The sequence below is a fragment of the Kitasatospora sp. NPDC004240 genome (genome assembly GCF_053603215.1).
Genome location: NZ_JBSGFD010000005.1, coordinates 24,072 through 45,662 on the forward strand (window position 1 = coordinate 24,072; position 21,591 = coordinate 45,662).

General features: G+C 73.9%; 19 protein-coding genes and 2 riboswitches. Of the genes, 14 read left to right on the top strand and 5 right to left on the bottom strand.

Annotation, left to right across the window (positions count from 1 at the left end; all coding sequences use genetic code 11):
• Positions 1-80: 80 nt before the first annotated feature.
• Positions 81-701, bottom strand: coding sequence for an aa3-type cytochrome oxidase subunit III (gene ctaE / locus ACWEQL_RS02415; RefSeq protein WP_452148264.1), 621 nt, complete (start codon positions 699-701; stop codon positions 81-83).
• A gap of 407 nt (positions 702-1,108) precedes the next feature.
• Between ctaE and ACWEQL_RS02420 the strand changes: the two genes are divergently transcribed.
• From ACWEQL_RS02420 to ACWEQL_RS02430, 3 genes are all read left to right on the top strand, one after another.
• Positions 1,109-1,534, top strand: a complete 426-nt coding sequence (locus tag ACWEQL_RS02420; protein WP_452148265.1) for a hypothetical protein — start codon at positions 1,109-1,111, stop codon at positions 1,532-1,534.
• A gap of 152 nt (positions 1,535-1,686) precedes the next feature.
• Positions 1,687-2,763 (top strand): anthranilate phosphoribosyltransferase, encoded by a 1,077-nt coding sequence (trpD, locus tag ACWEQL_RS02425; RefSeq protein ID WP_452148266.1) that lies wholly within the window; start codon positions 1,687-1,689, stop codon positions 2,761-2,763.
• A 129-nt stretch (positions 2,764-2,892) separates the two neighbouring features.
• Positions 2,893-3,009, top strand: a riboswitch (SAM riboswitch).
• A gap of 52 nt (positions 3,010-3,061) precedes the next feature.
• Entirely contained in the window at positions 3,062-4,426 is a 1,365-nt protein-coding gene (locus tag ACWEQL_RS02430) for an aminotransferase class V-fold PLP-dependent enzyme (protein ID WP_452148267.1), read from the top strand.
• Between the two features lie 37 nt (positions 4,427-4,463).
• Here the strand turns inward: ACWEQL_RS02430 and ACWEQL_RS02435 are convergent, their stop codons facing one another.
• Together ACWEQL_RS02435 and ACWEQL_RS02440 are read right to left on the bottom strand one after the other, a co-directional pair.
• On the bottom strand, positions 4,464-4,745 hold the full coding sequence (locus ACWEQL_RS02435; RefSeq protein ID WP_189915153.1) for an Lrp/AsnC family transcriptional regulator: 282 nt from the start codon (positions 4,743-4,745) through the stop codon (positions 4,464-4,466).
• Positions 4,742-5,536, bottom strand: coding sequence for a rhomboid family intramembrane serine protease (locus tag ACWEQL_RS02440; protein WP_452148268.1), 795 nt, complete (start codon positions 5,534-5,536; stop codon positions 4,742-4,744). The genes ACWEQL_RS02435 and ACWEQL_RS02440 overlap by 4 nt, the downstream gene beginning before the upstream one ends.
• Positions 5,537-5,738: 202 nt before the next feature.
• Between ACWEQL_RS02440 and ACWEQL_RS02445 the strand changes: the two genes are divergently transcribed.
• From ACWEQL_RS02445 to ACWEQL_RS02470, 6 genes are all read left to right on the top strand, one after another.
• Positions 5,739-5,999, top strand: coding sequence for a hypothetical protein (locus ACWEQL_RS02445; RefSeq protein ID WP_452148269.1), 261 nt, complete (start codon positions 5,739-5,741; stop codon positions 5,997-5,999).
• Positions 6,000-6,139: 140 nt separating this feature from the next.
• Positions 6,140-7,651, top strand: a complete 1,512-nt coding sequence (locus ACWEQL_RS02450) for an NYN domain-containing protein (RefSeq protein WP_452148270.1) — start codon at positions 6,140-6,142, stop codon at positions 7,649-7,651.
• 251 nt (positions 7,652-7,902) lie between these two features.
• Positions 7,903-8,961 carry an NlpC/P60 family protein gene (locus tag ACWEQL_RS02455; protein ID WP_452148271.1) on the top strand — a complete coding sequence of 353 codons (1,059 nt, stop codon included), beginning with the start codon at positions 7,903-7,905 and terminating at the stop codon, positions 8,959-8,961.
• Between the two features lie 330 nt (positions 8,962-9,291).
• Positions 9,292-9,448: riboswitch (cyclic di-AMP (ydaO/yuaA leader) on the top strand.
• A 10-nt stretch (positions 9,449-9,458) separates the two neighbouring features.
• Positions 9,459-10,586 carry an NlpC/P60 family protein gene (locus ACWEQL_RS02460; RefSeq protein ID WP_452148272.1) on the top strand — a complete coding sequence of 376 codons (1,128 nt, stop codon included), beginning with the start codon at positions 9,459-9,461 and terminating at the stop codon, positions 10,584-10,586.
• Between the two features lie 224 nt (positions 10,587-10,810).
• The gene (locus ACWEQL_RS02465; protein ID WP_452148273.1) at positions 10,811-11,875 is read left to right on the top strand and encodes an NlpC/P60 family protein; all 1,065 of its coding nucleotides are present in this window, start codon (positions 10,811-10,813) and stop codon (positions 11,873-11,875) included.
• A gap of 113 nt (positions 11,876-11,988) precedes the next feature.
• Positions 11,989-13,101, top strand: a complete 1,113-nt coding sequence (locus ACWEQL_RS02470; protein ID WP_452148274.1) for a hypothetical protein — start codon at positions 11,989-11,991, stop codon at positions 13,099-13,101.
• 64 nt (positions 13,102-13,165) lie between these two features.
• Here ACWEQL_RS02470 and ACWEQL_RS02475 read toward each other — a convergent pair whose 3' ends face one another.
• Positions 13,166-14,554: a glycosyltransferase 87 family protein gene (locus ACWEQL_RS02475; protein ID WP_452148275.1), complete on the bottom strand. Its 1,389-nt coding sequence runs from the start codon at positions 14,552-14,554 to the stop codon at positions 13,166-13,168.
• A 256-nt stretch (positions 14,555-14,810) separates the two neighbouring features.
• On the opposite strand from ACWEQL_RS02475, the gene ACWEQL_RS02480 reads away from it, so the two are divergent.
• Positions 14,811-15,947 (top strand): glycosyltransferase family 4 protein, encoded by a 1,137-nt coding sequence (locus ACWEQL_RS02480; RefSeq protein WP_452148276.1) that lies wholly within the window; start codon positions 14,811-14,813, stop codon positions 15,945-15,947.
• Between the two features lie 63 nt (positions 15,948-16,010).
• Here ACWEQL_RS02480 and ACWEQL_RS02485 read toward each other — a convergent pair whose 3' ends face one another.
• Positions 16,011-17,804, bottom strand: coding sequence for an AMP-dependent synthetase/ligase (locus ACWEQL_RS02485; RefSeq protein ID WP_452148277.1), 1,794 nt, complete (start codon positions 17,802-17,804; stop codon positions 16,011-16,013).
• Between the two features lie 304 nt (positions 17,805-18,108).
• On the opposite strand from ACWEQL_RS02485, the gene ACWEQL_RS02490 reads away from it, so the two are divergent.
• The 4 genes from ACWEQL_RS02490 (at position 18,109) to ACWEQL_RS02505 (ending at position 21,461) form a co-directional block, all read left to right on the top strand.
• A complete protein-coding gene (locus tag ACWEQL_RS02490) occupies positions 18,109-18,543 on the top strand; it encodes an SRPBCC family protein (protein WP_452148278.1) in 435 nt (144 codons plus the stop codon).
• Between the two features lie 16 nt (positions 18,544-18,559).
• The gene (locus tag ACWEQL_RS02495; RefSeq protein WP_452148279.1) at positions 18,560-19,738 is read left to right on the top strand and encodes an ArsA family ATPase; all 1,179 of its coding nucleotides are present in this window, start codon (positions 18,560-18,562) and stop codon (positions 19,736-19,738) included.
• Positions 19,739-19,860: 122 nt separating this feature from the next.
• Entirely contained in the window at positions 19,861-20,367 is a 507-nt protein-coding gene (locus ACWEQL_RS02500; protein WP_452148280.1) for a DUF5304 family protein, read from the top strand.
• A gap of 149 nt (positions 20,368-20,516) precedes the next feature.
• Positions 20,517-21,461 (top strand): ROK family glucokinase, encoded by a 945-nt coding sequence (locus ACWEQL_RS02505; protein WP_452148281.1) that lies wholly within the window; start codon positions 20,517-20,519, stop codon positions 21,459-21,461.
• Positions 21,462-21,591: the final 130 nt, after the last annotated feature.

Sequence of the window (21,591 nt, forward strand, 5' to 3'; positions counted from 1 at the left end):
TGGGAGCGTCGGCACCGGCAAAAGGGCCGTCGTCGTCGACGGCGGACCCCGGGCCGGTGGCCAGCGACCTGATCAGCTGGTTACTTGATCAGGTAGATGGTCGCGAACAGGCCGATCCACACGACGTCGACGAAGTGCCAGTAGTACGACACCACGATCGCGGCGGTGGCCTGCTCGTGAGTGAAGCGCTTGGCTGCGTACGTCCGTCCCAGGACCAGCAGGAAGGCGATCAGACCACCCGTCACGTGCAGACCGTGGAAGCCGGTGGTGAGGTAGAACACCGTGCCGTACGGGTCGGAGGACAGCGTCAGGCCGTCCTTCTTGACCAGCTCGGTGTACTCGAAGACCTGCCCGCCGATGAAGATCGCGCCCATCACGAAGGTGATGACGAACCACGAGCGGAGCTTCTTCACGTCACCGCGCTCGGCAGCGAACACACCGAGCTGGCAGGTGAGCGAGGAGAGCACCAGGATCGTGGTGTTGACCGAGGAGAAGGGCACGTTGAGGGCGTGCGCCTTCTCGGTCCAGAACTCGGCTCCCTTGACGGAGCGGAGCGTGAAGTACATCGCGAAGAGGGCCGCGAAGAACATCAACTCGGAACTGAGCCAGACGATCGTTCCGACGCTGACCATGTTCGGCCGGTTGACCGATCCGTGCGCGTGCCCGGTTTCTACTGCTGTTGCTGTCGCCACGACGGACATTATGTCGGTCCCTTATTCCGTCTTCACGCCGGGGGGTCTCCCTCGGAGTGTCCGGTGCGTGCGGTATGCCCCCCTGGGCCCCGACGGGGCGTCCGCAGGTGGCCTGAGCAGCGCGGTGTCCCTTTTCTGACGGTTCCTTCGGGGCCTCTTCGACCCTGTTGCCCCGCGTGTCGCTGCGGCCCCGCGGGGCGGCCCCGGGGTAGGGGGGAGGGCCGCCGTCGGCCGTACGGGTGGTCTGCGGGCGCCGGGGTGACGCGCCGTCCTCCGGGAGGGTGAGCCCCGTCGGGGCCCGGCCGCGGCGGCTCGGGAAGGATCACGCCGGAAGGGGCTCCGCGGGCGGTGATCGGGAGTAGCATCCGGATGAGGTGGACGTGGTCCGGATCACACTTCAGAGGAAGCAGGGGCCCATGGCGCACACGACCGACGAGACGCTCACCGTCCTCGTCTACAGCGACGACCGCAACACGCGCGAGCAGGTGCTGACGGCCCTCGGCCGCCGGCCGGCCGCGGACCTTCCCGAGCTCGACTACCTGGAGTGCGCCACCACCCCCGCGGTGCTGCGGGCGCTGGAGAAGGGGGGAGTGGACCTCTGCGTGCTGGACGGCGAGGCGGTGCCGGCCGGCGGGCTCGGCCTCGGGCGCCAGCTCAAGGACGAGATCTACGGCTGCCCCCCGGTGCTGGTGCTGATCGGCCGGCCGCAGGACTCCTGGCTGGCGGCCTGGAGCCGGGCCGACGCGGCGATCAGCCGCCCGGTGGACCCGGTGGCGCTGGCCGAGGCGGCCGCCACCCTGCTCCGCGCCCGCGTGGAGAAGCGGACACCGGCGACCCACTGAGCCGTACGGCCCGCGGGGCGGGCGTCCGGCCCCGCCCTTCACCTGGGTATCTCACTCTTAGAGAAAGGGGGACAGGACGCCACCCCCCGCTCGATAGGCTGGCTCCGCTCGCGGGGACCTCCCGGAGCTCCCTTCAAGAGCTGGAGTCAGCCATGGTGAACGTGAACCCTGCGAACGGCGGTAGCGACCCCGTGCAGGTGGTCCGCACCTGGCCGGACATCCTGGCGGCCCTGCTGGGCGGCGAGGACCTGGACCGGGCGGACACCGCCTGGGCGATGGACCAGATCATGAGCGGCGAGGCCTCCCCGGTGCAGGTGGCCGGCTTCATGGTCGCGCTGCGGGCCAAGGGCGAGACGGTCGACGAGATCTCCGGCCTGGTCGACGCGATGTACGCGCACGCCGAGCCGCTGCAGATCCCCGGCCCCGCCGTGGACATCGTCGGCACCGGCGGCGACCGCGCCAAGACCGTCAACATCTCCACCATGTCGGCGATCGTCGCGGCCGCGGCCGGCGCCAAGGTGGTCAAGCACGGCAACCGGGCCTCCTCCTCGGCCAGCGGCTCCTCCGACGTGCTGGAGAAGCTCGGCATCGCCCTCGACCTGAGCGCCCGCCGGGTGGCCGAGGTCGCCGAGGAGGTCGGGCTGACCTTCTGCTTCGCCGCCAAGTTCCACCCGTCGATGCGCCACGCCGCCCCGGCCCGGCGCGACCTCGGCGTGCCCACCGCCTTCAACATCCTCGGCCCGCTGACCAACCCGGCCAAGGTCACCGCGCACGCCATCGGCTGCTTCGACACCCGGCTCGCCGGGCTGATCGCCGGCGTGCTCGCCCGGCGGGGCTCCACCGCCCTGGTCTTCCGCGGCGACGACGGCCTGGACGAGCTGACCATCACCACCACCTCCCGGGTGTGGGTGGTGCGCGACGGCTCGGTCACCGAGACCGGCTTCGACCCGCGCGAGGTCGGCATCGAGACCGTCGGGATCGAGGCGCTGCGCGGGGCCGACGCCGCGTACAACGCGGAGGTCGCCCGCCGGCTGCTGGCCGGGGAGCGCGGACCGGTGCGGGACGCCGTCCTGCTGAACGCCGCCGCCGCGCTGGTCGCCCTCGACCTCACCGACGCGCCGCTCACCGAGCAGCTGGCGGCGGGGATGGAGCGGGCCGCGCGGGCGATCGACTCGGGCGCCGCCCAGGAACTGCTGCGCCGCTGGTCGGACGCCACCTCCCGGGGCTGACGCGACTCGGGCCGTCCTCGGGCCGTCCCGGGCCGGGGCCCGCGGGGAACGCTCCCCGCGGGCCCCGGTGCGTCCACATGGCGGACATCTGTTTGACCACCCGGTGGACGCGTCCTAGAGTCTTCGCCAGGTCATGAGTGGCAGCGTCAAGCCCCAGCTTGCTGTCCGGCAACCCTCCGTCCGTGGCGGGGTGCCCTGGGTGAGGACCGGGTCACCGGCAATCCGTCCGTGTGACAAGCGCGGACGCCGGTTGACACACACTCCCGGGGTCCTAGGCCCGTAGAAGGAGTGCATCCCCATGTCCCTCGCCACCGCCTCCCGCGCCCCGCTCGCCGTCCTCGGCCACGACGTCCAGGTCCCGCTGGCCAGCGGCGAGAAGGTCACCTACGCGCCGCTCGACTACGCGGCCAGCTCCCCGGCCCTGCAGCGGGTGTGGGACGACGTCGCCGCCTACGCGCCCTACTACGGCAGCGTGCACCGCGGCGCCGGCTACCTCTCCCAGCTGTCCACCGACCTGTTCGAGCAGAGCCGCCGGACCGTCGCCGACTTCCTCGACCTGCGCGAGGGCGACCAGGTGGTCTTCACCCGCGCCACCACCGACTCGCTCAACCTGCTGGCCGGCGCCGTCCCGGCGGGCACCCGGGTGCTCGCCTTCGAGACCGAGCACCACGCCTCACTGCTGCCCTGGGCCCACGCCGGACTGGACGTCACCTACCTGCGCGCGCCGCGCTCGCACGCCGAGGCGGTCGCCGCGCTGGAGACCGCGCTGGCCGCGGCGCCTGAGGGTCCCACGCTGCTCTGCGTCACCGGCGCCTCCAACGTCACCGGCGAGCTGTGGCCGGTCGCCGAGCTCACCGCCACCGCGCACCGCCACGGCGCCCGGGTGGTGCTGGACGCGGCCCAGCTGGCCCCGCACCACCGGGTCTCGGTGCGCGAGCTGGACGTCGACTGGATCGCCTTCTCCGGCCACAAGCTGTACGCCCCCTTCGGCGCCGGGGTGCTGGCCGGCCGCTCCGACTGGCTGGACGCGGCCGAGCCCTACCTGGCCGGCGGCGGCGCCACCCGCACGGTCGCCCGGGAGCACGACGGCTCGGTGGCGGTGCAGTGGCACGCCGGCCCCGCCCGCCACGAGGCCGGCTCGCCCAATGTGATCGGCGCCTACGCCATCGCCTCCGCCTGCCGGGCGCTGGGCGAGGCCGGCTTCGACGCGCTGGAGGCGCGCGAGCGTCAGCTGGTCGACCGGCTGACGGCGGGCCTCGCCGAGGTGCCCGAGGTCAAGGTGCTCAACCTGTTCGGCGAGGGCTCCGCCCGGGTGGGCGTGCTCTCCTTCGTCGTCCAGGGCTGGAACAGCTCGCACTTCTCGGCGGCGCTCTCCGCCGAGTACGGGATCGGCGTGCGGGACGGGCTGTTCTGCGCGCACCCGCTGCTGCGCACCCTGCTCGGCGACGAGGAGGCCGCGCCCTCCGAGTGCGGCGCGCCGGAGCCCTCGCTGCCGGGCGAGCGCAGCCTGAACGCGATCCGGGTCAGCTTCGGCGCCGGCACCCCGGACGAGCACGTCGACCGCTTCCTGACCGCCGTCCGCGCGCTGGTCACGGACGGTGCCGCCTGGAACTACCGCAACGAGGGCGGCCGTTGCGTCGCGGACACCCGCCGGGCGGGCTGACCGCGGGGCCGGCGGGGGATGCCGGAGAAGGAGGCCGCTACTCGTCCAGGCCGAGGGCGAAGGCGGCCTCCAGGTCGTGCTGGGAGTACGTCCGGAAGGCGATCTGGGTCTCGGTGTGCGCCACGCCCGGGACCTTGTTCAGCCGGCCCGGGATCACCTCGGCCAGGTCGTCGTGCCGCCGCACCCTGACCATCGCCACCAGGTCGTAGCCGCCGGTCACCGAGTAGACCTCGCTGACCCCCTCGATCGAGGCGATCGCCTCGGCGATCTCCGGGATGCGGTCCACGCTGGTCTTGATGAGGACGATGGCGGTGATCACTGTTCGGGCTCCTTTGTGAGGTGCCGCCAGCTTAGGCCCTGGGCACTGGCGAGGAGGAAGCCGACGGTGAAGCCGATGACGTGCACCAGGTAGGCGACGCCGGGCTCCGCCGAGCGCACCGACCACCACTGCAGCGAGAACCAGAGCCCGAGCACCAGCCAGGCCGGGAACCGCAGCGGCAGGAAGAGCAGCAGCGGCACCAGGGTGGTGACCCGGGAGCGGGGGTAGAGCCGCAGATAGGCGCCGAGCACCGCCGAGATCGCCCCCGAGGCGCCGATCAGCACCCGGGTCGCGTCCGGTGAGTGCGCCTCGGCGAGCGCGTAGCCGTACGCGGCCAGGCAGCCGGCGGCCAGGTAGAAGAGGAGGAAGCGGCCGCGGCCCAGCCGCGCCTCCACGCCGGCGCCGAAGACGTGCAGGAAGAGCAGGTTGCCCAGCAGGTGCAGCCAGCCGCCGTGCAGGAAGAGCGAGCTGAGCACCGAGAGGGCCGGCACCTTGCCCGGGGTGGGCGCGGCCGGGCAGCCGGGGGCCGGGTCGGGGACACCGGCCAGCTGTTCGGCCGTGAGCGGGTGCCCGGCCAGCAGTTCGGCGGGGACGGCGCCCCAGCGCCGCTCGTACCGCTGCTCGGCGCAGATCCGGTCCTGCCCGGTGCCGTACAGCGGATTGAGCCCGGCCGCCGGGCCGAGCAGGAAGACCGCCGTGTTGAGCACGATCAGGAGGAGGGTGACGGTCGGGGCCGGCCCCCTCGGGCGGCCGCCCCGCGCGCCGGTGAGGTCGAGGACCGGGGTCGCCATGCGGCCAAGCATTCCTCCGTCCGGCGGCTCCGGCACCGCGTTGTACGGCATGTGGCCCACCCGGCGGAGGCCGCGTACCGGTGGTCGGCGTTGTTGCCCCAGGCAATAGGCTTGGGGCGGGCATTCCCGCCTCCCGCCGACGCCGCCGGGGCTCCGGGGGGAGCGCCTGTGCCCACCCAGGGACCACCCGAGAGGACCTCCCATGACCGTCCCCGCCCTGACCGCAGAGACCCGCTGGCGCTGCACCCTGTGCGGCAACCTCACCCGCTTCGACGTGACCCGTTCGGCGCGGGTCGTCGAGTTCCTCCACTTCGACCTGGCGGGTGAGTCCAAGGTCGAGGAGACCGAGGTGCTCAGCGAGACGGTCGAGTCGGTGCGCTGCCGCTGGTGCAACGCGGTGGACCAGGTCGAGCTGGTCGCCCGTCCGGGCGCCGAGGCCGGCGAGGGCGGCGAGCAGGGCTGACGCCCGCCCGCCCGTGCGGTGCACGGAACGCGGCGCGTCCGCGCACCGCACGGGACAATGCGTACGGGACGTACGGAGCGTGAGGACGAGGGCGGCGGCCGAGGGCGCGCGCCCCGCAGGACAGGATCGGAGCCGAGGACGTGGTGGACGCAGCGAAGGAGCCCGCCGGGCCGCAGGGGCAGCCGCCCGCTGTGGACGCGCAGGCGCCGGACGCGGTCGAGGCCGTCCCGCCCGGTGACGGGTCCGGTGGGGCCGGTGGGGCCGACGCGGTCGGGGCGTCCGGCGGGGACGCGGACGCGGCCGGCGAGGAGCCCGCGGCAGCGCCGTTTGACCCGGAGCCGGCGGAGCAGCTGGAGCGCCCGCTGCCCGAGGGGGTGCGCCGCCGGGTGGTGGGCCTGGCCGCCGACGCGCTGGGCGGGCTGCCGCCGGCCGAGCTGCCCCAGTCGCTGCGCCAGTACGCCAAGTTCACCCCGGCCCGGCGGGCCAAGTACGCGGCCACCGCGCTGGCCGCCGCACTGGAGTCCGAGCCGGCCTTCCGCGTCCGGATAGCGGAGCGGCTGAGGCTGGGCCAGCCGGACCTCGTACGGGCGCTGGAGAGCGGCAGCGTGCCGGGCGCCGCCGATCCGATGGACGTGGCCGCGGCCGCCTACCTGGTGCGCTCGGCCGGCTGGAGCCGGCTGGTCGCCGAGGCGGGCGAGGAGGCCGAGCGGGCGGGCGCCGAGGGCGCCGCCGCGGAGGCGGCCCGTCAGGTGGAGAAGCTGCAGGCGGAGCTGGCCGAGGTGCGCTCGGCCGCACGGGCGGACCTGGACCGCCAGCGGGTGGAGTCCGAGGGTGTTCGCAAGGAGGCCGACTCGCTGCGCCGCAAGCTGCGTTCGCTGGAGAGCGACACCCGCAGGGCGCAGGCCGAGACCCGCAAGCTGGCCGCCGAGCTGGAGGCGCTGCGGACGCAGTCGGCGGCCGAGCGCGGCGCCGCCGAGAGCGAGGCCCGGCGGCTGAAGCACCGGATCTCCGAGCTGGAGGGCGCCGCCGAGCAGGGGCGGCGTTCGGCCCGCGAGGGGCGCAGCGTGGAGGACATGCGGCTGCGGCTGCTGCTGGACACCGTGCTCCAGTCGGCGCAGGGGCTGCAACGCGAGCTGGCGCTGCCGGTCTCCCAGATCCGTCCGGCGGACCTGGTGGAGGCGGTCGTGCCGGGTTCGGCCTCGCCGCACGACGTGGCCCGGCGGGCGCTCGCGGAGGACGATCCGGCGCTGCTGGACCAGTTGCTGGCGATCCCGCAGGTCCACCTGGTGGTGGACGGCTACAACGTGACCAAGACCGGCTACCCGACCCTGCCGCTGGAGCAGCAGCGGCTGCGGCTGCTGGGCGGTCTGGCGATGCTGGCGCAGCGTACGCAGGCGGAGGTCACCTGCGTGTTCGACGGCCAGGACCTGGACGTGCCGGTGATCATGGCGCCGCCGCGCGGGGTGCGGGTGCGGTTCAGCCGGACCGGGGAGACGGCGGACGAGCTGATCCGCCGGCTGGTGCGGGCGGAGCCGCAGGGCCGGCCGGTGGTGGTGGTCTCCACCGACCGGGAGGTCGCGGAGGGCGTGCGCAAGGCGGGTGCGCGCCCGGTGGCGTCGGTGCTGCTGCTGAACCGGCTGGCGCGTCCCTGAGGATCGGTTCGGACCGGAACGGTCCTTGCCGCGCCCGGGTCTGTCGATCCCGGTCGAAGTGCGTGGGGTGACGTCGGGTCAGCCGTCGCGTTGCCGATGTGTGAGGATCGCGTGAAGCCCGTGCCGGGGTGGGGTGCGCGGGTGCCGAGGGAGTGGCGGAAACCCGTGATCTTCACTAGGGTCTGGCGTCAAACCTATTTTCTGGATTCTCACCCGTACGGGTGAGTCCCACAGGAAGAAGGAGCCCGTCCTTGGCCTCCCACCGCCGTCCCAAGCAGCCGAGTCGCGCGCGGGTCACCGTGCTCACCGCTGCCGCAGCGACCGCGGTCGCCCTCTCCGCCCAGGTCAGCGCGCACGCCGCGCCGCCGAAGCCGTCCAAGGAGGACGTCAAGGCGCAGATCGACCAGCTGAACGAAGAGGCCGAGCAGGCGACCGAGAAGTACAACGGCGCCAAGGAGCGGGCCGACCAGCTGCGCAAGCAGGCGGACCAGCTGCAGGACCAGGTGGCCCGCGGCCAGGAGCAGATGACGCAGCTGCAGGCCGGGCTGGCCGAGGTCGCCGGGGAGCAGTACCGCTCCGGTGGCATCGACCCGTCGGTGCAGCTGATGCTCGCCTCCGACCCGTCCGGCTACCTGGACAAGGCCTCCAGCGTGCAGCAGGCCAGCACCAGCCAGGCCGAGGCGCTCAAGGGCCTGCTCGACCAGCAGCGCCGCCTGGACCAGCAGAAGACCGAGGCCGCGGCCGTCCTCGCCTCGCTGGACGCCACCACCAAGGACCTGAACCAGTCCAAGGCGGAGGTCAACAAGAAGCTCCGGGAGGCCCAGGACCTCCTGAACTCGCTGAGCGCCGCCGACCGCGCCGCGCTGCAGCAGGCCAAGGCCGCCGAGGACCGCGCCTCGCGCGACGCCGTCCGTGCCGACATGGGCGCGGCCAACCTGCCGCAGGCCGGCGGCTACGCCGGCGTGGCGGTCTCCAAGGCGCTGAGCAAGCAGGGCTCGCCGTACAAGTGGGGCGCCACCGGGCCGAGCACCTTCGACTGCTCGGGCCTGATGGTCTGGGCGTACGGGCAGGCGGGCGTCGGGCTTCCGCGCACCTCGCAGGCGCAGGGCAGCTACGGCACCGCCGTCCCGTCGCTGGCCGAGGCCCAGCCGGGCGACCTCATCATCTACCGCAGCGACCGCAGCCACGTCGCGATGTACATCGGCAACGGCATGGCGGTGCACGCCCCGCGCACCGGTGACGTCGTGAAGATCATGAAGGCCGACGGCAAGGCCGACGGCATGTCGATCAACACGATCCGCCGCATCTGACGCCTCCTCAGCGTCCCTGACACGCCCGGGACGCATGGGAACCCCTGTGTGATCCACGCCACCCTCCGAGCGGGGGTGGCGTGCTCATGCGTGGCATTCGGATGACAAATGATCAGCCCGGGGTAGGGGGGTGATCACGCATGGTCATATTCGTGCGAGCACTCGGCTGACATTCCGTCTTTTTTCTGACAAGGATTTGAACGGATCACGGATTCATTACTAGGGTCGTGCCTCGAACCACCGCACTGTCGATCACCCATCCCGGGTGGCGGCGGTGGTTACCGCCGAGTTCGCGAGGCAGCTGGGGTGGCACGCCACCCGACAGGGGACCCCTCAGGGGGGCTGCGCAGCGGAGCCGGGGAACCACACGTTCCTCCGGGGTGAATCGGCGCCAGGTCGGCCGGTGGAACGGTCGGTGAGGCGTCGTAGGGCATGCTTCCGGCCCGAACCCGTCAGCTCACCCGGTAGGCGGACGTAGGAAGAAGGAGTCCGCCTTCGTGGCGTCCCATCGTCGTCCCAAGCCCGCCGGCAAGGCCCGCGTCTCGATCCTCACCGCCGCCGCCGCTGCCGCCGTGGCCCTGTCCTCGCAGTCGGGCGCGCACGCCGACCCGACGCCGACCAAGGACCAGGTCAAGGAGCAGGTCGACCAGCTCCACCAGCAGGCCGAGGTCGCCAGCGAGAAGTACAACGCGTCCCAGGCCAAGCAGCAGGAGCTGCAGAAGCAGGTCGGCGAGATCCAGGACAAGGTGGCCCGCCAGCAGGAGCAGGTCACCGAGCTCCAGAGCGGCCTCGCCGAGATCGCCGGCGAGCAGTACCGCAACGGCGGCATCTCGCCGACCGTCCAGCTGATGCTCTCGACCAGCCCGGACAACTTCCTCAGCCAGGCCGACACCCTCAACCAGGCGGGCAGCTCGCAGTCCGGCGCCCTCAAGGAGCTCCAGGGCCAGCAGCGCAAGCTGGACCAGGACCGCAACGAGGCGCAGAGCAAGCTCAACGAGCTGGACGCGACCACCAAGCAGCTCAAGGCCGACAAGGACGAGGTCCAGTCCAAGCTGGCCAAGGCCCAGGAGCTGCTCAACTCCCTCACCGAGAAGGAGCGCCTGGAGCTCCAGCTGGCCGAGGAGAAGGCCGCCGCCGAGGCCAAGCAGAAGGCCGACGCCGCCAAGGCCGCCGCCAACGCCGCGGACCGCGCCTCCCGCGGCGGCGACCGCACCGACGTCAGTTCGCCGGTGACCAAGCCCGCCACGCCCACCACCACGCCCGCCCCCAACGGCTCACGCGCCGCCGCGGCGATCGCGGCCGCGGAGAGCAAGCTGGGCAAGCCGTACGTCTACGGCGCCACCGGCCCGGACTCCTTCGACTGCTCGGGCCTCACCGGCTGGGCGTACCGCCAGGCCGGCGTGTCGCTGCCGCGGACCTCGCAGCAGCAGGCCAACGCCGGCACCCGGCTCGGTTCCAACCTCGCCAACGCGCAGCCCGGCGACCTGATCATCTTCTACAGCGACAACCACCACGTGGGTATCTACGTGGGCGGCGGCCAGGTCATCCACGCGCCGAAGCCCGGTGCTCCGGTCCGGTACGAGGCGGCCTCGAACATGCCGATCTCGGTCATCGTGCGCGTCTGATCCCGCGTCGGCCTTCCGTCGGGCCCGGTCTCCCTGGGGGAGGCCGGGCCTGCGGCTTTTCCGGAACGCCGGACCGATGTCCGATTAGGAGTCAAATATTCGAGCTTGGAGGGGTTTGGACTCGCTCGTCCCGACTCGCTAACGTCTGCCACCGGACTCCCGCTTCCACGGCCGCCCGTTCGGGCGGCGGCGGGGCCCGGGCGCAGGATCGGAGCCGCAACCGCATGGCCGTGCACCGCCGACCCCATCTGCCAGCCGCGCCGTTGCTCGCCCGGGCGGCGGTGCTCACCGCGGCCGCCACGACCGCGCTCGGAGTGGTGACCGGCGGCAGCGCCCAGGCCACGCCGGGCGCGCCGGACGCGCCGCCGAACCGCAAGGACGTCAAGGCCCAGGTGGAGCAGCTGTACGACGAGGCCGAGCAGGCCTCCGAGCGCTTCAACGCGGCCCAGGAGCACCAGCAGCGGCTCCAGGCCGAGACCGGCGCGCTGCAGAGCCAGATCGCCCTCGGGCAGGAGGAGCTGGACCGGCTGCGCGGCGACCTCGCCGAGGTGGCCGGCGCCGAGTACCGCTCGGGCGGGCTGGCCCGTACCGCCCGGCTGATGCTCTCCGCCGACCCCGAGGGCTACCTCGCCCGGGCCCGCAGCCAGGGCCAGGCCGCCGAGCGGCAGAGCGAGACGCTGCACGAGCTGGTGGTGCGCCAGCGCCGGCTGGACCAGCGCCGGGCGGAGACCACCGGCAAGCTCGCCGACCTGGAGGACTCCCGCCGGGCCCTCGCCGAGACCAAGCAGCAGATCCAGCAGCGGCTGACCGCGGCGCAGAAGCTGCTCAACACCCTCCCCGCCGCCGAACGGGCCCGGCTGACCGCCCAGGACGCCCGGGAGGCCGAGCAGCGCGCCACCCGCGGCACCGACCGGCTGGACCTGGGCAGCGTGCCGCCCGCCTCGGAGCGCGGCGCGGCCGCGCTGGCCGCCGCGACCCGCATGATCGGCTCACCGTACGTGTACGGCTCCACCGGGCCCCGCGCGTTCGACTGCTCCGGTCTGATGTACTGGAGCTGGCGGCAGGCCGGAGTGACCCTGCCGCGCACCTCGCAGGCCCAGGCGTACGCCGGCCAGCGGGTCAGCCTCTCCGACGCGCGACCGGGAGACCTGGTGATCTTCTACCGGGACATGCACCACGTCGGCATGTACGCCGGCGGCGGGGTGATCGTGCACGCCCCGTACCCGGGCGCCAAGGTCCGCTACGAGAGCGTCAACGCGATGCCCGTGACCGGGGTGGTGCGGCTCTGAGCCGTACCGGAGCAGAACCGCCCGCCGGAGCCGGGGCGGCCCGTCGAGGGCTGTCCCGGCGCGGCGCGCTGCTGCTCGCGACCGGCGGGCTGGCCCAGCTCTCGCTGCCCCGGGTGCTGCCGCCCACGCCCGCCGCGGCCGCCGCCGGGGCCCGGGACGCGGACGCCGGGCCGGACCGCGCGCGGCTGGACGGGCTGCTGGCCGACCGGGCGCGGACCCTGCGGGCCGAGCTGGCCGACGTCCCGCTGGCCGGCCTCGGCTACCGCGACCCGGTGGCCGTCCCGGCCGGCGCACCCGGCCGCTGGTCGGTCACCGCCGAGCTGACCGCCGCGCTGGCCGGCTACGACGAGTACCCGGTGGTGTACCGGCGCCGGCTCGACCTGGCGGCGGAGGCGGACGGCTGGCGGCCGGGGCGCGAGGAGGGCGCGGGCGGCGCCGTACCGCTGTGGGACCTCGGGACGGTCCGGGCCACGCGCGGCGGGCACTGCCTGGTGCTGGGCCTGGCCGGGGGGCCGGACCCGGCGGAGCTGGCCGCCGTGGCGGACCGCGCGGTGCCGGCCGTCAACGCGCTCTGGGGCACCGGCTGGGCCGGCCGGCTGGTCCTCGAACTGCCCTCCACGGTGGAGCAGTTCGCCCGGCTGTTGGACGTCCCCCCGGCCGACTGGACGGAGATGGCCGCGGTCACCGTCGCCGCTCCCGGGGCACCCCGGCACGCGCCGGCGGACCGGGTGGTGGTCAACCCCGTCGCGTACGGGCGGCTCAGCGCCTTCGGCCGGCAGGTGGTGACCACCCATGAGGCGGTGCACGTGGCGACCCGGGCCGACACCCGGTCCTGGACGCCGCTCTGGCTCTCCGAGGGCGTCGCCGACTGGACGGCCTACCGGGACTCCGGGCGCACCGCGGCCCAGCTCGCCCCCGAGCTGGCCAAGGACGTCGCGGCCGGGCGGACGCCCGCCGCGCTGCCCGCCGACCGGGCGTTCGCCGCGGGTGCCGAGGGCATCGCCCAGGCGTACGAGCAGGCCTGGCTGGCCTGTGACCTGATCGCCCGGCGGTACGGGCCCGAGCGGCTGGTCGCCTGCTACCGGGCGGTGGGCGCGGCCGAGCCGGGCAGCGGCGGGCCGGAGCGGCAGCTGGACCAGGTGCTGCGGGCCGAGCTGGGCACCGGGCTCGTCGAGTTCACCCGGCTCTGGAGCGCGGAGACCGCCGCCCGGCTGGGCGGCGGCTGACGGCCGGGCGGCCGGCGGCGGGGGCTCAGCCGGGCGGCAGGGGGGGGCGGCAGCGGGCGGCGGCTCAGCGGTCGGCCGGGGTGGGCCGCTCGATGCCGTCCAGCAGGTCCTGCTCGTACGCGATCCCCGGGCGCACCGGGTACACCGCGGCCGGCTCGGGGCGGGCGGCCAGCACCACGGTGGGCGCCAGCGCCGCCGCCGGGCCCCGGGTGGAGCGCCACAGCCGGACGCAGGAGAGCACGGCGGCGGCCAGCAGCAGCAGGTTGCGGCCGGTCAGCGCGGACACCGCCCACGGCTCGCTCTCGACCACCTTGCTGAACAGCAGCGGGAACTCCACCAGGGTCAGCGGGGTGGCCAGCAGGATCAGCAGCGCCACCGGCCGCTGGCTGGTGCCGCGCACGGTCAGGCAGACCGCCGCCACGCCGACCAGCCACACCATGTACTGCGGGCTGATCACCCGGCTGGTGACGGTGAAGATCAGCAGCGCGGTCAGCGCGGCGTCGTACATGGTGGCGGCGCCCAGCCGGCGGGCGGTGAAGCGCCACAGCAGCAGCCAGGCGAAGCCGATCAGGGTCAGGGCCATCATCACCCGGGTGGTGAGGCTCACCCACGGGCCCAGCATCTCGACCGAGCCGTAGTTCATCATGACCTTGCCGTCCCAGGCCCCGGCCATCCGGGCGAAGTGCAGCGGCAGCGCGCCGACCGACTCGACCTCGATGCCGCGGTCCTTCTGGAAGGTCAGGAACTCGAACGCGCCGTTCATGCCCGCGGCCAGCAGGAAGCCCACCGAGGCGGCGGTGGCCGCCGCGGACGTCCAGGAGCGGCGGGTGCGCCGGCCGGCGGGGGTGCCGATCAGGGCGAGCAGCGGCCAGATCTTGATGATGCCGCCGATGCCCAGCAGCAGGCCGCCGATCGCCGGGCGGCGGATCAGCGCGAGCAGGCCGGCCACCGCGATCGCGGTCACGATGATGTCGTACCGGTTGTAGATCATCGGTCCGAGCAGCGGGACGCCCGCCACCCACATCCACGCCCCGGTCAGCGCCCGGCCCCGGCGGACCCCGGCGCGGACCAGCAGGCCCATCGCGAGGGCGTCGCAGACCCCGCAGATCACCCAGAAGGAGACCAGGTACGACCAGGGCAGCAGCCCCGGCAGCATGATCACCGTGGCGGCGCCCGGCGGGTACTGCCAGGTGACGTCGTCCAGCGGGAAGGTGCCGGTCTGCAGGACCTTGTACCAGCCGTGGTAGATCACGCCGACGTCGGCGGTGATGTCGCCGCCGGGCATCCGCAGCACGTTGGTCGTCAGCAGCAACAGCAGGGTCCGGGTGGCCAGCCAGCCGACGCCGAGCGCGCACAGCGCGCCGACCCGGCTCGCGGGGCGCCCGGCCGGTGTCGCGCCGGAACCGTCGGCGCCGTCGGAAGTACCGGTCTCGGTGGCCGGGGCCAACTCCACTGCGCTCCCTCGTTCGTCTCGGACGTCCCATCGGAGGCGTCACGCGACGCATCCCCCTGCCACGGGCCGGGGGGAGGACCCCCCGGGCAACCACGTGCCGGCCCCCACCGGTACCGGTGCCCAGGTTCTAGGACAGACCCGGGAGTGGAACGGTTGCCGTGCGTGGTTCCGTTCCCGACGGGCCATGGTGTTGACCTATCGTACGGATCACCCAGCGGTACACCGAGCACCCCCCGACCGAGCGAGCCGTGGCCTGATGCACAAGACCTTGATCGTCACCAATGACTTCCCGCCGAGGCCCGGTGGTATCCAGGCCTTCGTCCACAACATGGCGGTGCGTCAGCCCCCCGGGAGCATCGTGGTGTACGCCTCCACCTGGCGTGACGGGAGCGAGGTGGCCCGCTTCGACGCCGAGCAGCCGTTCCCGGTGATCCGTGACCGGACGAAGGTGATGGTTCCCACACCGCGGGTCACCCGCCGGGCCGCCGAGATCCTGCGGGCCGAGAAGTGCGACTCGGTCTGGTTCGGCGCCGCCGCGCCGCTCGGGCTGATGGCCCCCGCGCTGCGCCGGGCCGGGGCCGGCAGGCTGCTGGGCATGACCCACGGCCACGAGGCCGCCTGGGCCCAGCTGCCGGTCGCCCGGCAACTGCTGCGCCGGATCGGGGCCGGCACCGACACCCTGACGTACCTGGGCGAGTACACCCGCTCCCGGATCGCCGACGCGGTCGGCCCGGAGGCCGCCGCGCGGATGGTCCAGCTGCCGCCGGGGGTGGACGAGAGCACCTTCCACCCCGATTCGGGCGGCGCCGAGCTGCGCCGCCGCCTGGGCCTGGCGGACCGCCCGGTGGTGGTCTGCGTCTCGCGCCTGGTGCCCCGCAAGGGCCAGGACACCCTGATCGAGGCGATGCCGCAGATCCTCGCCGACGTGCCGGACGCCGTCCTGCTGATCGTCGGCGGCGGCCCGTACCGGGCGGACCTGGAGAAGCTGGCCGAGGCCCGCGGCGTCCGGGGCTCGGTGCGCTTCACCGGCTCGGTGCCGTGGGAGGAGCTGCCCGCGCACTACGGCGCCGGCGACGTGTTCGCGATGCCCTGCCGCACCCGCCGGGGCGGCCTGGACGTGGAGGGCCTGGGCATCGTCTACCTGGAGGCCTCGGCGACCGGTCTGCCGGTGGTGGCGGGCGACTCCGGCGGGGCGCCGGACGCGGTGCTGGAGGGGGAGACCGGCTACGTGGTGCCCGGCGGCTCGGCGCAGGCCGCGGCCGAACGGATCGTGCGGCTGCTGAACGACGAGGAGCTGCGCCGGCGGATGGGCGAGGCCGGACGGCGCTGGGTGGACCGCTCCTGGCGCTGGGACCTGCTGGCCGGGCGGCTCACCTCGCTGCTGGCGGGCTGACGCCGTACGGCACGAGGAAGGGCCCCGCCGGGTGGCGAGGGCCCTTTCTCGTGCGGCGGCGGGTCAGCGCTGGTAGAGCGCCTCGACGTCGGCCGCGAAGTCCTTGAGCACCACGGTGCGCTTGAGCTTCAGCGAGGGCGTCAGATGGCCGCTCTCCTCGGAGAAGACGGTGTCCAGGACACGGAACTTCTTGACCGCCTCGGCGCTGGAGACCGCGGCGTTGCCGTCGTCCACGGCGGCCTGGACGGCGGCCAGCAGGTCCGGGTCCTCGCGCAGCTCGGCCAGCGTGGCGGTGGCCGGCTTGCCGCTCAGCTCCTTCCACTTGGGGAAGAAGTCCTCGTCCACGGTGACCAGGCAGGCGATGAACGGCCGGCGGTCGCCGACCACCATGACCTCGCCGATCAGCGCGTGCGCCCGGATGCGGTCCTCGATCACGGCCGGGGCGACGTTCTTGCCGCCGGCGGTGACGATGATCTCCTTCTTGCGGCCGGTGATGGTCAGGTAGCCCTCGGAGTCCAGGGTGCCGATGTCCCCGGTGGCGAACCAGCCGTCGCTGAGCGCCTCGGCGGTGGCCTTCGGGTTGTTCCAGTAGCCCGTGAAGACCTGCGGGCCCTTCAGCAGCACCTCGCCGTCCTCGGCGATCCGCACCGCGGAGCCGGGCAGCGGCTGGCCGACCGTACCGATCTTCGGCCTGTCGTGCGGGTTGAAGGCGGTGGCCGCGCAGGTCTCGGTCAGGCCGTAGCCCTCCAGCACGGTGAAGCCGATGCCCCGGTAGAAGTGGCCGAGGCGCTCGCCCAGCGGGGCGCCGCCGGAGATCGCGTGGGTGGTCCGCCCGCCGAGCGCGGCGCGCAGCTTGGCGTACACCAGCTTGTCGAAGACCGCGTGCTTGATCCGCAGGCCGAGCCCGGCGCCGCCCTGGTCCAGCGCCCGGCTGTAGGCGATGGCGGTCTCGGCGGCCTTGTCGAAGATCTTGCCCTTGCCGTCGGCCTGGGCCTTGGCGCGGGCGGTGTTGTACACCTTCTCGAAGACTCTCGGCACGCCCAGGATCAGGGTCGGCCGGAAGGACGCCAGCTCGGCGGTGACGTCCTTGATGTCCGAGACGTGGCCCAGCTTGATCGGCGCGATCGCGGCGGCGATCTCGGCGATCCGGCCGAGCACGTGTGCCAGCGGCAGGAACAGCAGGACCGAGGCCTCGCCGGTGCGGAACAACGGCTCCAGGCGGGCCGTCACATTGCCCAGCTCGGCCAGGAAGTTGCCGTGCGTCAGCTGACAGCCCTTCGGGCGGCCGGTGGTGCCCGAGGTGTAGACGATGGTGGCGATGGTGTCGGCGACCGGGATCGAGCGGCGCTCGGTGACGGTGGTGTCGGCGACCTTCAGGCCGGCCTCGGCCAGGGCCGCGATCCCGCCGCGCTCGATCTGCCAGGTGTGCCGCAGCTCCGGCAGCCGCTCGCGCACCTCGGCGACCACGGCCGCGTGCCGGTCGGTCTCGGTCACCACGGCGACCGCCCCGGAGTCGCCGAGGATCCACTCGACCTGCTCGGGCGAGGAGGTCTCGTACACCGGCACGGTGATGGCGCCGGCCGACCAGATCGCGAAGTCCAGCAGCGTCCACTCGTACCGGGTGCGGGACATGACGCCCACCCGGTCGCCGGGCCGCACGCCCGCGGCGATCAGGCCCTTGGCGGCGGCGTGCACCTCGACCAGGAACTGCGCGGCGGTCAGGTCCTCCCAGCGGCCGTCCACCTTGCGGCTCAGCACCACGACATCCGGGTGGCGCTCCGCGTTCTGGTGCACCAGGTCGGAGAGGTTACCGCCGCTCGGTACCTGGTAGAGGGCCGGAAGGCTGAAGTCGAGCAAGACTGCTCCTCGTTCGCGACGCTGCGGGACGGCAGGACGTTACTGCCCGGTAGGCGGATTCGACCAGTGGGGTCGGCTCCGGTGTTCGACTTGTCACACCGCCACCGGTCCCGACCGGGCGGTGACCGGGCCGTTCGAGTGGCACCCTACGGCAGACCCGCGGTGACCGGCCGGTAGCCCGCTGCACCGGTGACGGTCCGTGGGCGGAGCGCAGCGGCGGAGGCGATAGCCTGGGCCGGCGCAACCGGCCGAGCCCGTTCGGCGGGGCGGGCGGGACCAGAGGGACGACGCGGAGGGCCATTCCATGGCGGAGCACACCAGGTCGAGCATCACCATCGACGCGACCCCGGCCGAGGTCATGGCCGTGATCGCCGACTTCGCCGCCTACCCGGCCTGGACCGGCGAGGTCAAGGAGGTCGAGGTGCTGGAGAGCGCGGACGACGGCCGCGCCGCCCAGGTGCGCCTGCTCCTCGACGCCGGCGCCATCCGCGACGAGCACGTCCTCGCCTACACCTGGGACGGCGACCGCGAGGTCAGCTGGACCCTGGTCCGCAGCCAGATGCTCCGCTCCCTGGACGGCTCGTACACCCTCGCCGCGCGCCCCAAGGGCGGCACCGAGGTCACCTACCAGCTCGCCGTGGACGTCAAGATCCCGATGCTCGGCATGATCAAGCGCAAGGCCGAGAAGGTCATCATCGACCGCGCCCTGGCCGGGCTGAAGAAGCGCGTCGAGGGCTGACGGGGGAGGACGGGCGATGACGGCCGAGCGCACCATCCTGGTCAGCGGCGACGGCGCGGCACCCGCGGTCGCCGTCGCGACCGCGCTGCACGCCGCCGCGCACGGCCACCGCACCTTCCTGCTGGCCGCCGACGACCCGCACCGCGCGGTCGACGCCCTCCTCGGCGCCCGGCTGGGCACCGAGCCCGCCGAGTACGCCCCCGGGCTCACCGCGGCCCGCATCGACGAGCAGGACGCGTTCCGCGACGCCTTCGGCGAGATCGGCGGCCGGCTGCGGCCCGCCTTCGACCTGCTCGGCGCCGACCCGCTGGAGCCCGAGGAGCTGACCGCCCTCCCCGGCGCCTCCCGGCTCGCCCTGCTGCGCCTGCTGCCGAGGATCGACGCCGACGTCCTGGTGGTCGCCGCGCCGCCGCCCGCCGGGCTGATCGCCACCCTCGCCCTGCCCGAGCAGCTGCGGCGCTACCTCGACCGGCTCGTCCCCGAGCAGCGCCAGGCCGCCCGCGCGCTGCGCCCGCTGCTGGCCGGGCTCGCCGGGGTGCCGATGCCCGCCGACTGGCTGTACGAGGCCCGGGCCAAGGCCTCCGTCCTGCTCGACAGGGCCTGCGCCGCGCTCACCGCCCCCGGCACCTCGGTGCGCCTGGTCGTCGGCGTCGACGGCGACCCGCTGCCCGAGCTGCGCCGGGCCCGCGCCGCGCTCGGCCTGTTCGGCCACCGCGAGGACTCGCTGATCGTGCACGGCACGCTGCCGGACGGGGCCGCCGGCTCCGCGGACCCGTGGCTCGCCGCGCTGGCCGACGACCGCCGCAGGGCGCTGGAGGCGATCACGGCCGACAGTGACGTCCCGGTGTACGGCTACGACCTCACCGCCCGTACGCCGCGGGAGATCGCCCGCGCCCTCTACGGCGAGCACCCCGCGCCGGGCGCCCGCCCGCGCGCCGCCACCTCCTGGCCGGTCGCCGACCGGCTCGCGGAGGAGGGGCTGCTGCTGTGGCGCTTCCACCTGCCCGGCGGCGACCGGGCCGACCTCGACCTGGTCCGGCGCGGCGACGAGCTGGTCATCGGGCTCGGCGCCCACCGGCGGATACTCCCGCTGCCCTCGGCGCTGCGCCGCTGCGTGGTCACCGGGGCCGGCCTGGAGGACGACGTCCTCACCGTGCGCTTCACGCCCGACCCGGCGCTCTGGCCCCGGGGCTGAGGCCTCCGAACGGGGTGGGCGCCCTCGTCGGCCCACCGGGTGAAACCGGGGCGTTCCGGTAGCGTCGGAAGGGTGGCCGCAGTCGCGGCCGAGCCCGCCGGAGCCCGAGGAGACACCCCCCGATGACCACCACCGACGACCGTACCGAAGGCCGCGCGGACGGTTTCGCCGAGGACGGCGGGTCCGACCGCGCCGGTTCTGCCGGGCAGGGTCCCGGTCCCGGCCCCTCCGGCCCGAACCCCTTCGGCCCGGAGCTGGGCCCGCTGGTGGACGAGGTGCGCCGCTTCGCCACCACCGTCGGGCAGAAGGCCCAGGAGGCGAGCGCCGAGACCCTGATCTCGCTGGCCGGCCTCACCGACCGGCTGCGCGAGCGCCGGCCCGAGGTGTACGGCCACCTGCTGGCCGCCGGCGGGGAACTGGTCGCCGCCTACCGCGCCGCCGTCGCCGGCCACGAGCGCCGCTGGACCGCCGGTGAGACCCGGCCCTCCGAGCACATCGATCTGGACGGGGATCCGTCCGGCGCCGCCGCCGGCCCCGCGGGCGCGGGGACGGATACGAACGAGGGAGTGACGGCGGACCTCGGAAAGGATGTGAACGCGGATCTGGACAGGGGTAGCGCTCAGGACTGAAATGTCTGTACGACTATTGAATGGATGCGGCCCGGTTGCCGTGCGATTGTCTTCGGATAATGTATGCGGCGTTGTGCACGGGGAGCAGGGCCGGACGGTGTCCTTCCGTCCGGCTGTCCAGCGGGAACGAGTGAATAGCTGAGGCTCACATGGCTCTGACCATCGGCGTCGACGTCGGCGGCACCAAGATCGCGGCTGGCGTGGTCGACGAGACGGGCGAGATCCTGGCCCGTACGCGGGTCCCCACCCCGGCCGACCCCCAGTGGGCCGTCGACGCCATCGCGCAGGCCGTCCGCGAGCTCAAGGAGGAGTTCCCCGGCGTCGTGGCGGCCGGCGTCGGCGCCCCCGGCTTCGTCGACCGCGACCGCTCCACGGTGATCTTCGCCCCCAACATCGACTGGGAGGACGAACCGCTGCGGACCCGGATCGAGGAGCTCACCGGCCTCGACACGGTCGTCGAGAACGACGCCAACTGCGCCGCCTGGGCGGAGTTCCGCTTCGGTGCGGCCGCCGAGTACCAGGACATGGTCCTGATCACCGTCGGCACCGGCATCGGCGGCGGCATCGTGCTGGACGGCCGGCTGCACCGCGGCCGCTTCGGCGTGGCCGGCGAGATCGGCCACCTCAACATGGTCCCCGACGGCCTGGCCTGCGGATGCGGCGGCAAGGGCTGCTGGGAGCAGTACGGCTCCGGCCGGTCGCTGCGCCGCTACGGGCGGGAGAAGGCCGCCGCCGACCCGATCGCCGGCAAGCGGATGCTCGACCTCAACGACGGCGTCGCCGAGACCATCCGGGGCATCCACATCACCCAGGCGGCGGAGGAGGGCGACCAGCTCGCCCTGGACTGCTACGACGAGCTGGCCGACTGGCTGGGCCGGGGCATGGCCGACCTCGCCGCGCTGTTCGACCCGGGCGTCTTCGTGCTCGGCGGCGGCGTCTCCGACTCCGGTTCGCTGCTGCTCGACCCGGTCGCCAAGTCCTTCGGCCACTACCTGACCGGTGGCGTCCACCGCCCCCGCGCCGAGGTCGTGCTCGCCTCGATGGGCTCCGCCGCGGGCATCGTCGGCGCCGCCGACCTGGCCCGTACGGTCTGACCGGGCGGTGGATCCGCGCGACGGCGCGGCGGGAGCCCCCGGGCTCCCGCCGCGCCGTCGCCGTCCGGCCCGCCCGCGGCCGTAGGGTCGTCGTCACCGGAGCGGCGGCCGCACGGCCGTAGGCTCGTCC

Bases quoted from the DNA above. Each gene is read 5' to 3' on its own strand.
- ACWEQL_RS02490 (WP_452148278.1), top strand. From the start codon at position 18,109: ATGGCGGAGCACACCAGGTCGAGCATCACCATCGACGCGACCCCGGCC.
- ACWEQL_RS02505 (WP_452148281.1), top strand. From the start codon at position 20,517: ATGGCTCTGACCATCGGCGTCGACGTCGGCGGCACCAAGATCGCGGCT.
- ACWEQL_RS02420 (WP_452148265.1), top strand. From the start codon at position 1,109: ATGGCGCACACGACCGACGAGACGCTCACCGTCCTCGTCTACAGCGAC.
- trpD (WP_452148266.1), top strand. From the start codon at position 1,687: ATGGTGAACGTGAACCCTGCGAACGGCGGTAGCGACCCCGTGCAGGTG.
- ACWEQL_RS02480 (WP_452148276.1), top strand. From the start codon at position 14,811: ATGCACAAGACCTTGATCGTCACCAATGACTTCCCGCCGAGGCCCGGT.
- ACWEQL_RS02445 (WP_452148269.1), top strand. From the start codon at position 5,739: ATGACCGTCCCCGCCCTGACCGCAGAGACCCGCTGGCGCTGCACCCTG.
- ctaE (WP_452148264.1), bottom strand. From the start codon at position 701: ATGTCCGTCGTGGCGACAGCAACAGCAGTAGAAACCGGGCACGCGCAC.
- ACWEQL_RS02495 (WP_452148279.1), top strand. From the start codon at position 18,560: ATGACGGCCGAGCGCACCATCCTGGTCAGCGGCGACGGCGCGGCACCC.
- ACWEQL_RS02465 (WP_452148273.1), top strand. From the start codon at position 10,811: ATGGCCGTGCACCGCCGACCCCATCTGCCAGCCGCGCCGTTGCTCGCC.
- ACWEQL_RS02440 (WP_452148268.1), bottom strand. From the start codon at position 5,536: ATGGCGACCCCGGTCCTCGACCTCACCGGCGCGCGGGGCGGCCGCCCG.
- ACWEQL_RS02500 (WP_452148280.1), top strand. From the start codon at position 19,861: ATGACCACCACCGACGACCGTACCGAAGGCCGCGCGGACGGTTTCGCC.
- ACWEQL_RS02430 (WP_452148267.1), top strand. From the start codon at position 3,062: ATGTCCCTCGCCACCGCCTCCCGCGCCCCGCTCGCCGTCCTCGGCCAC.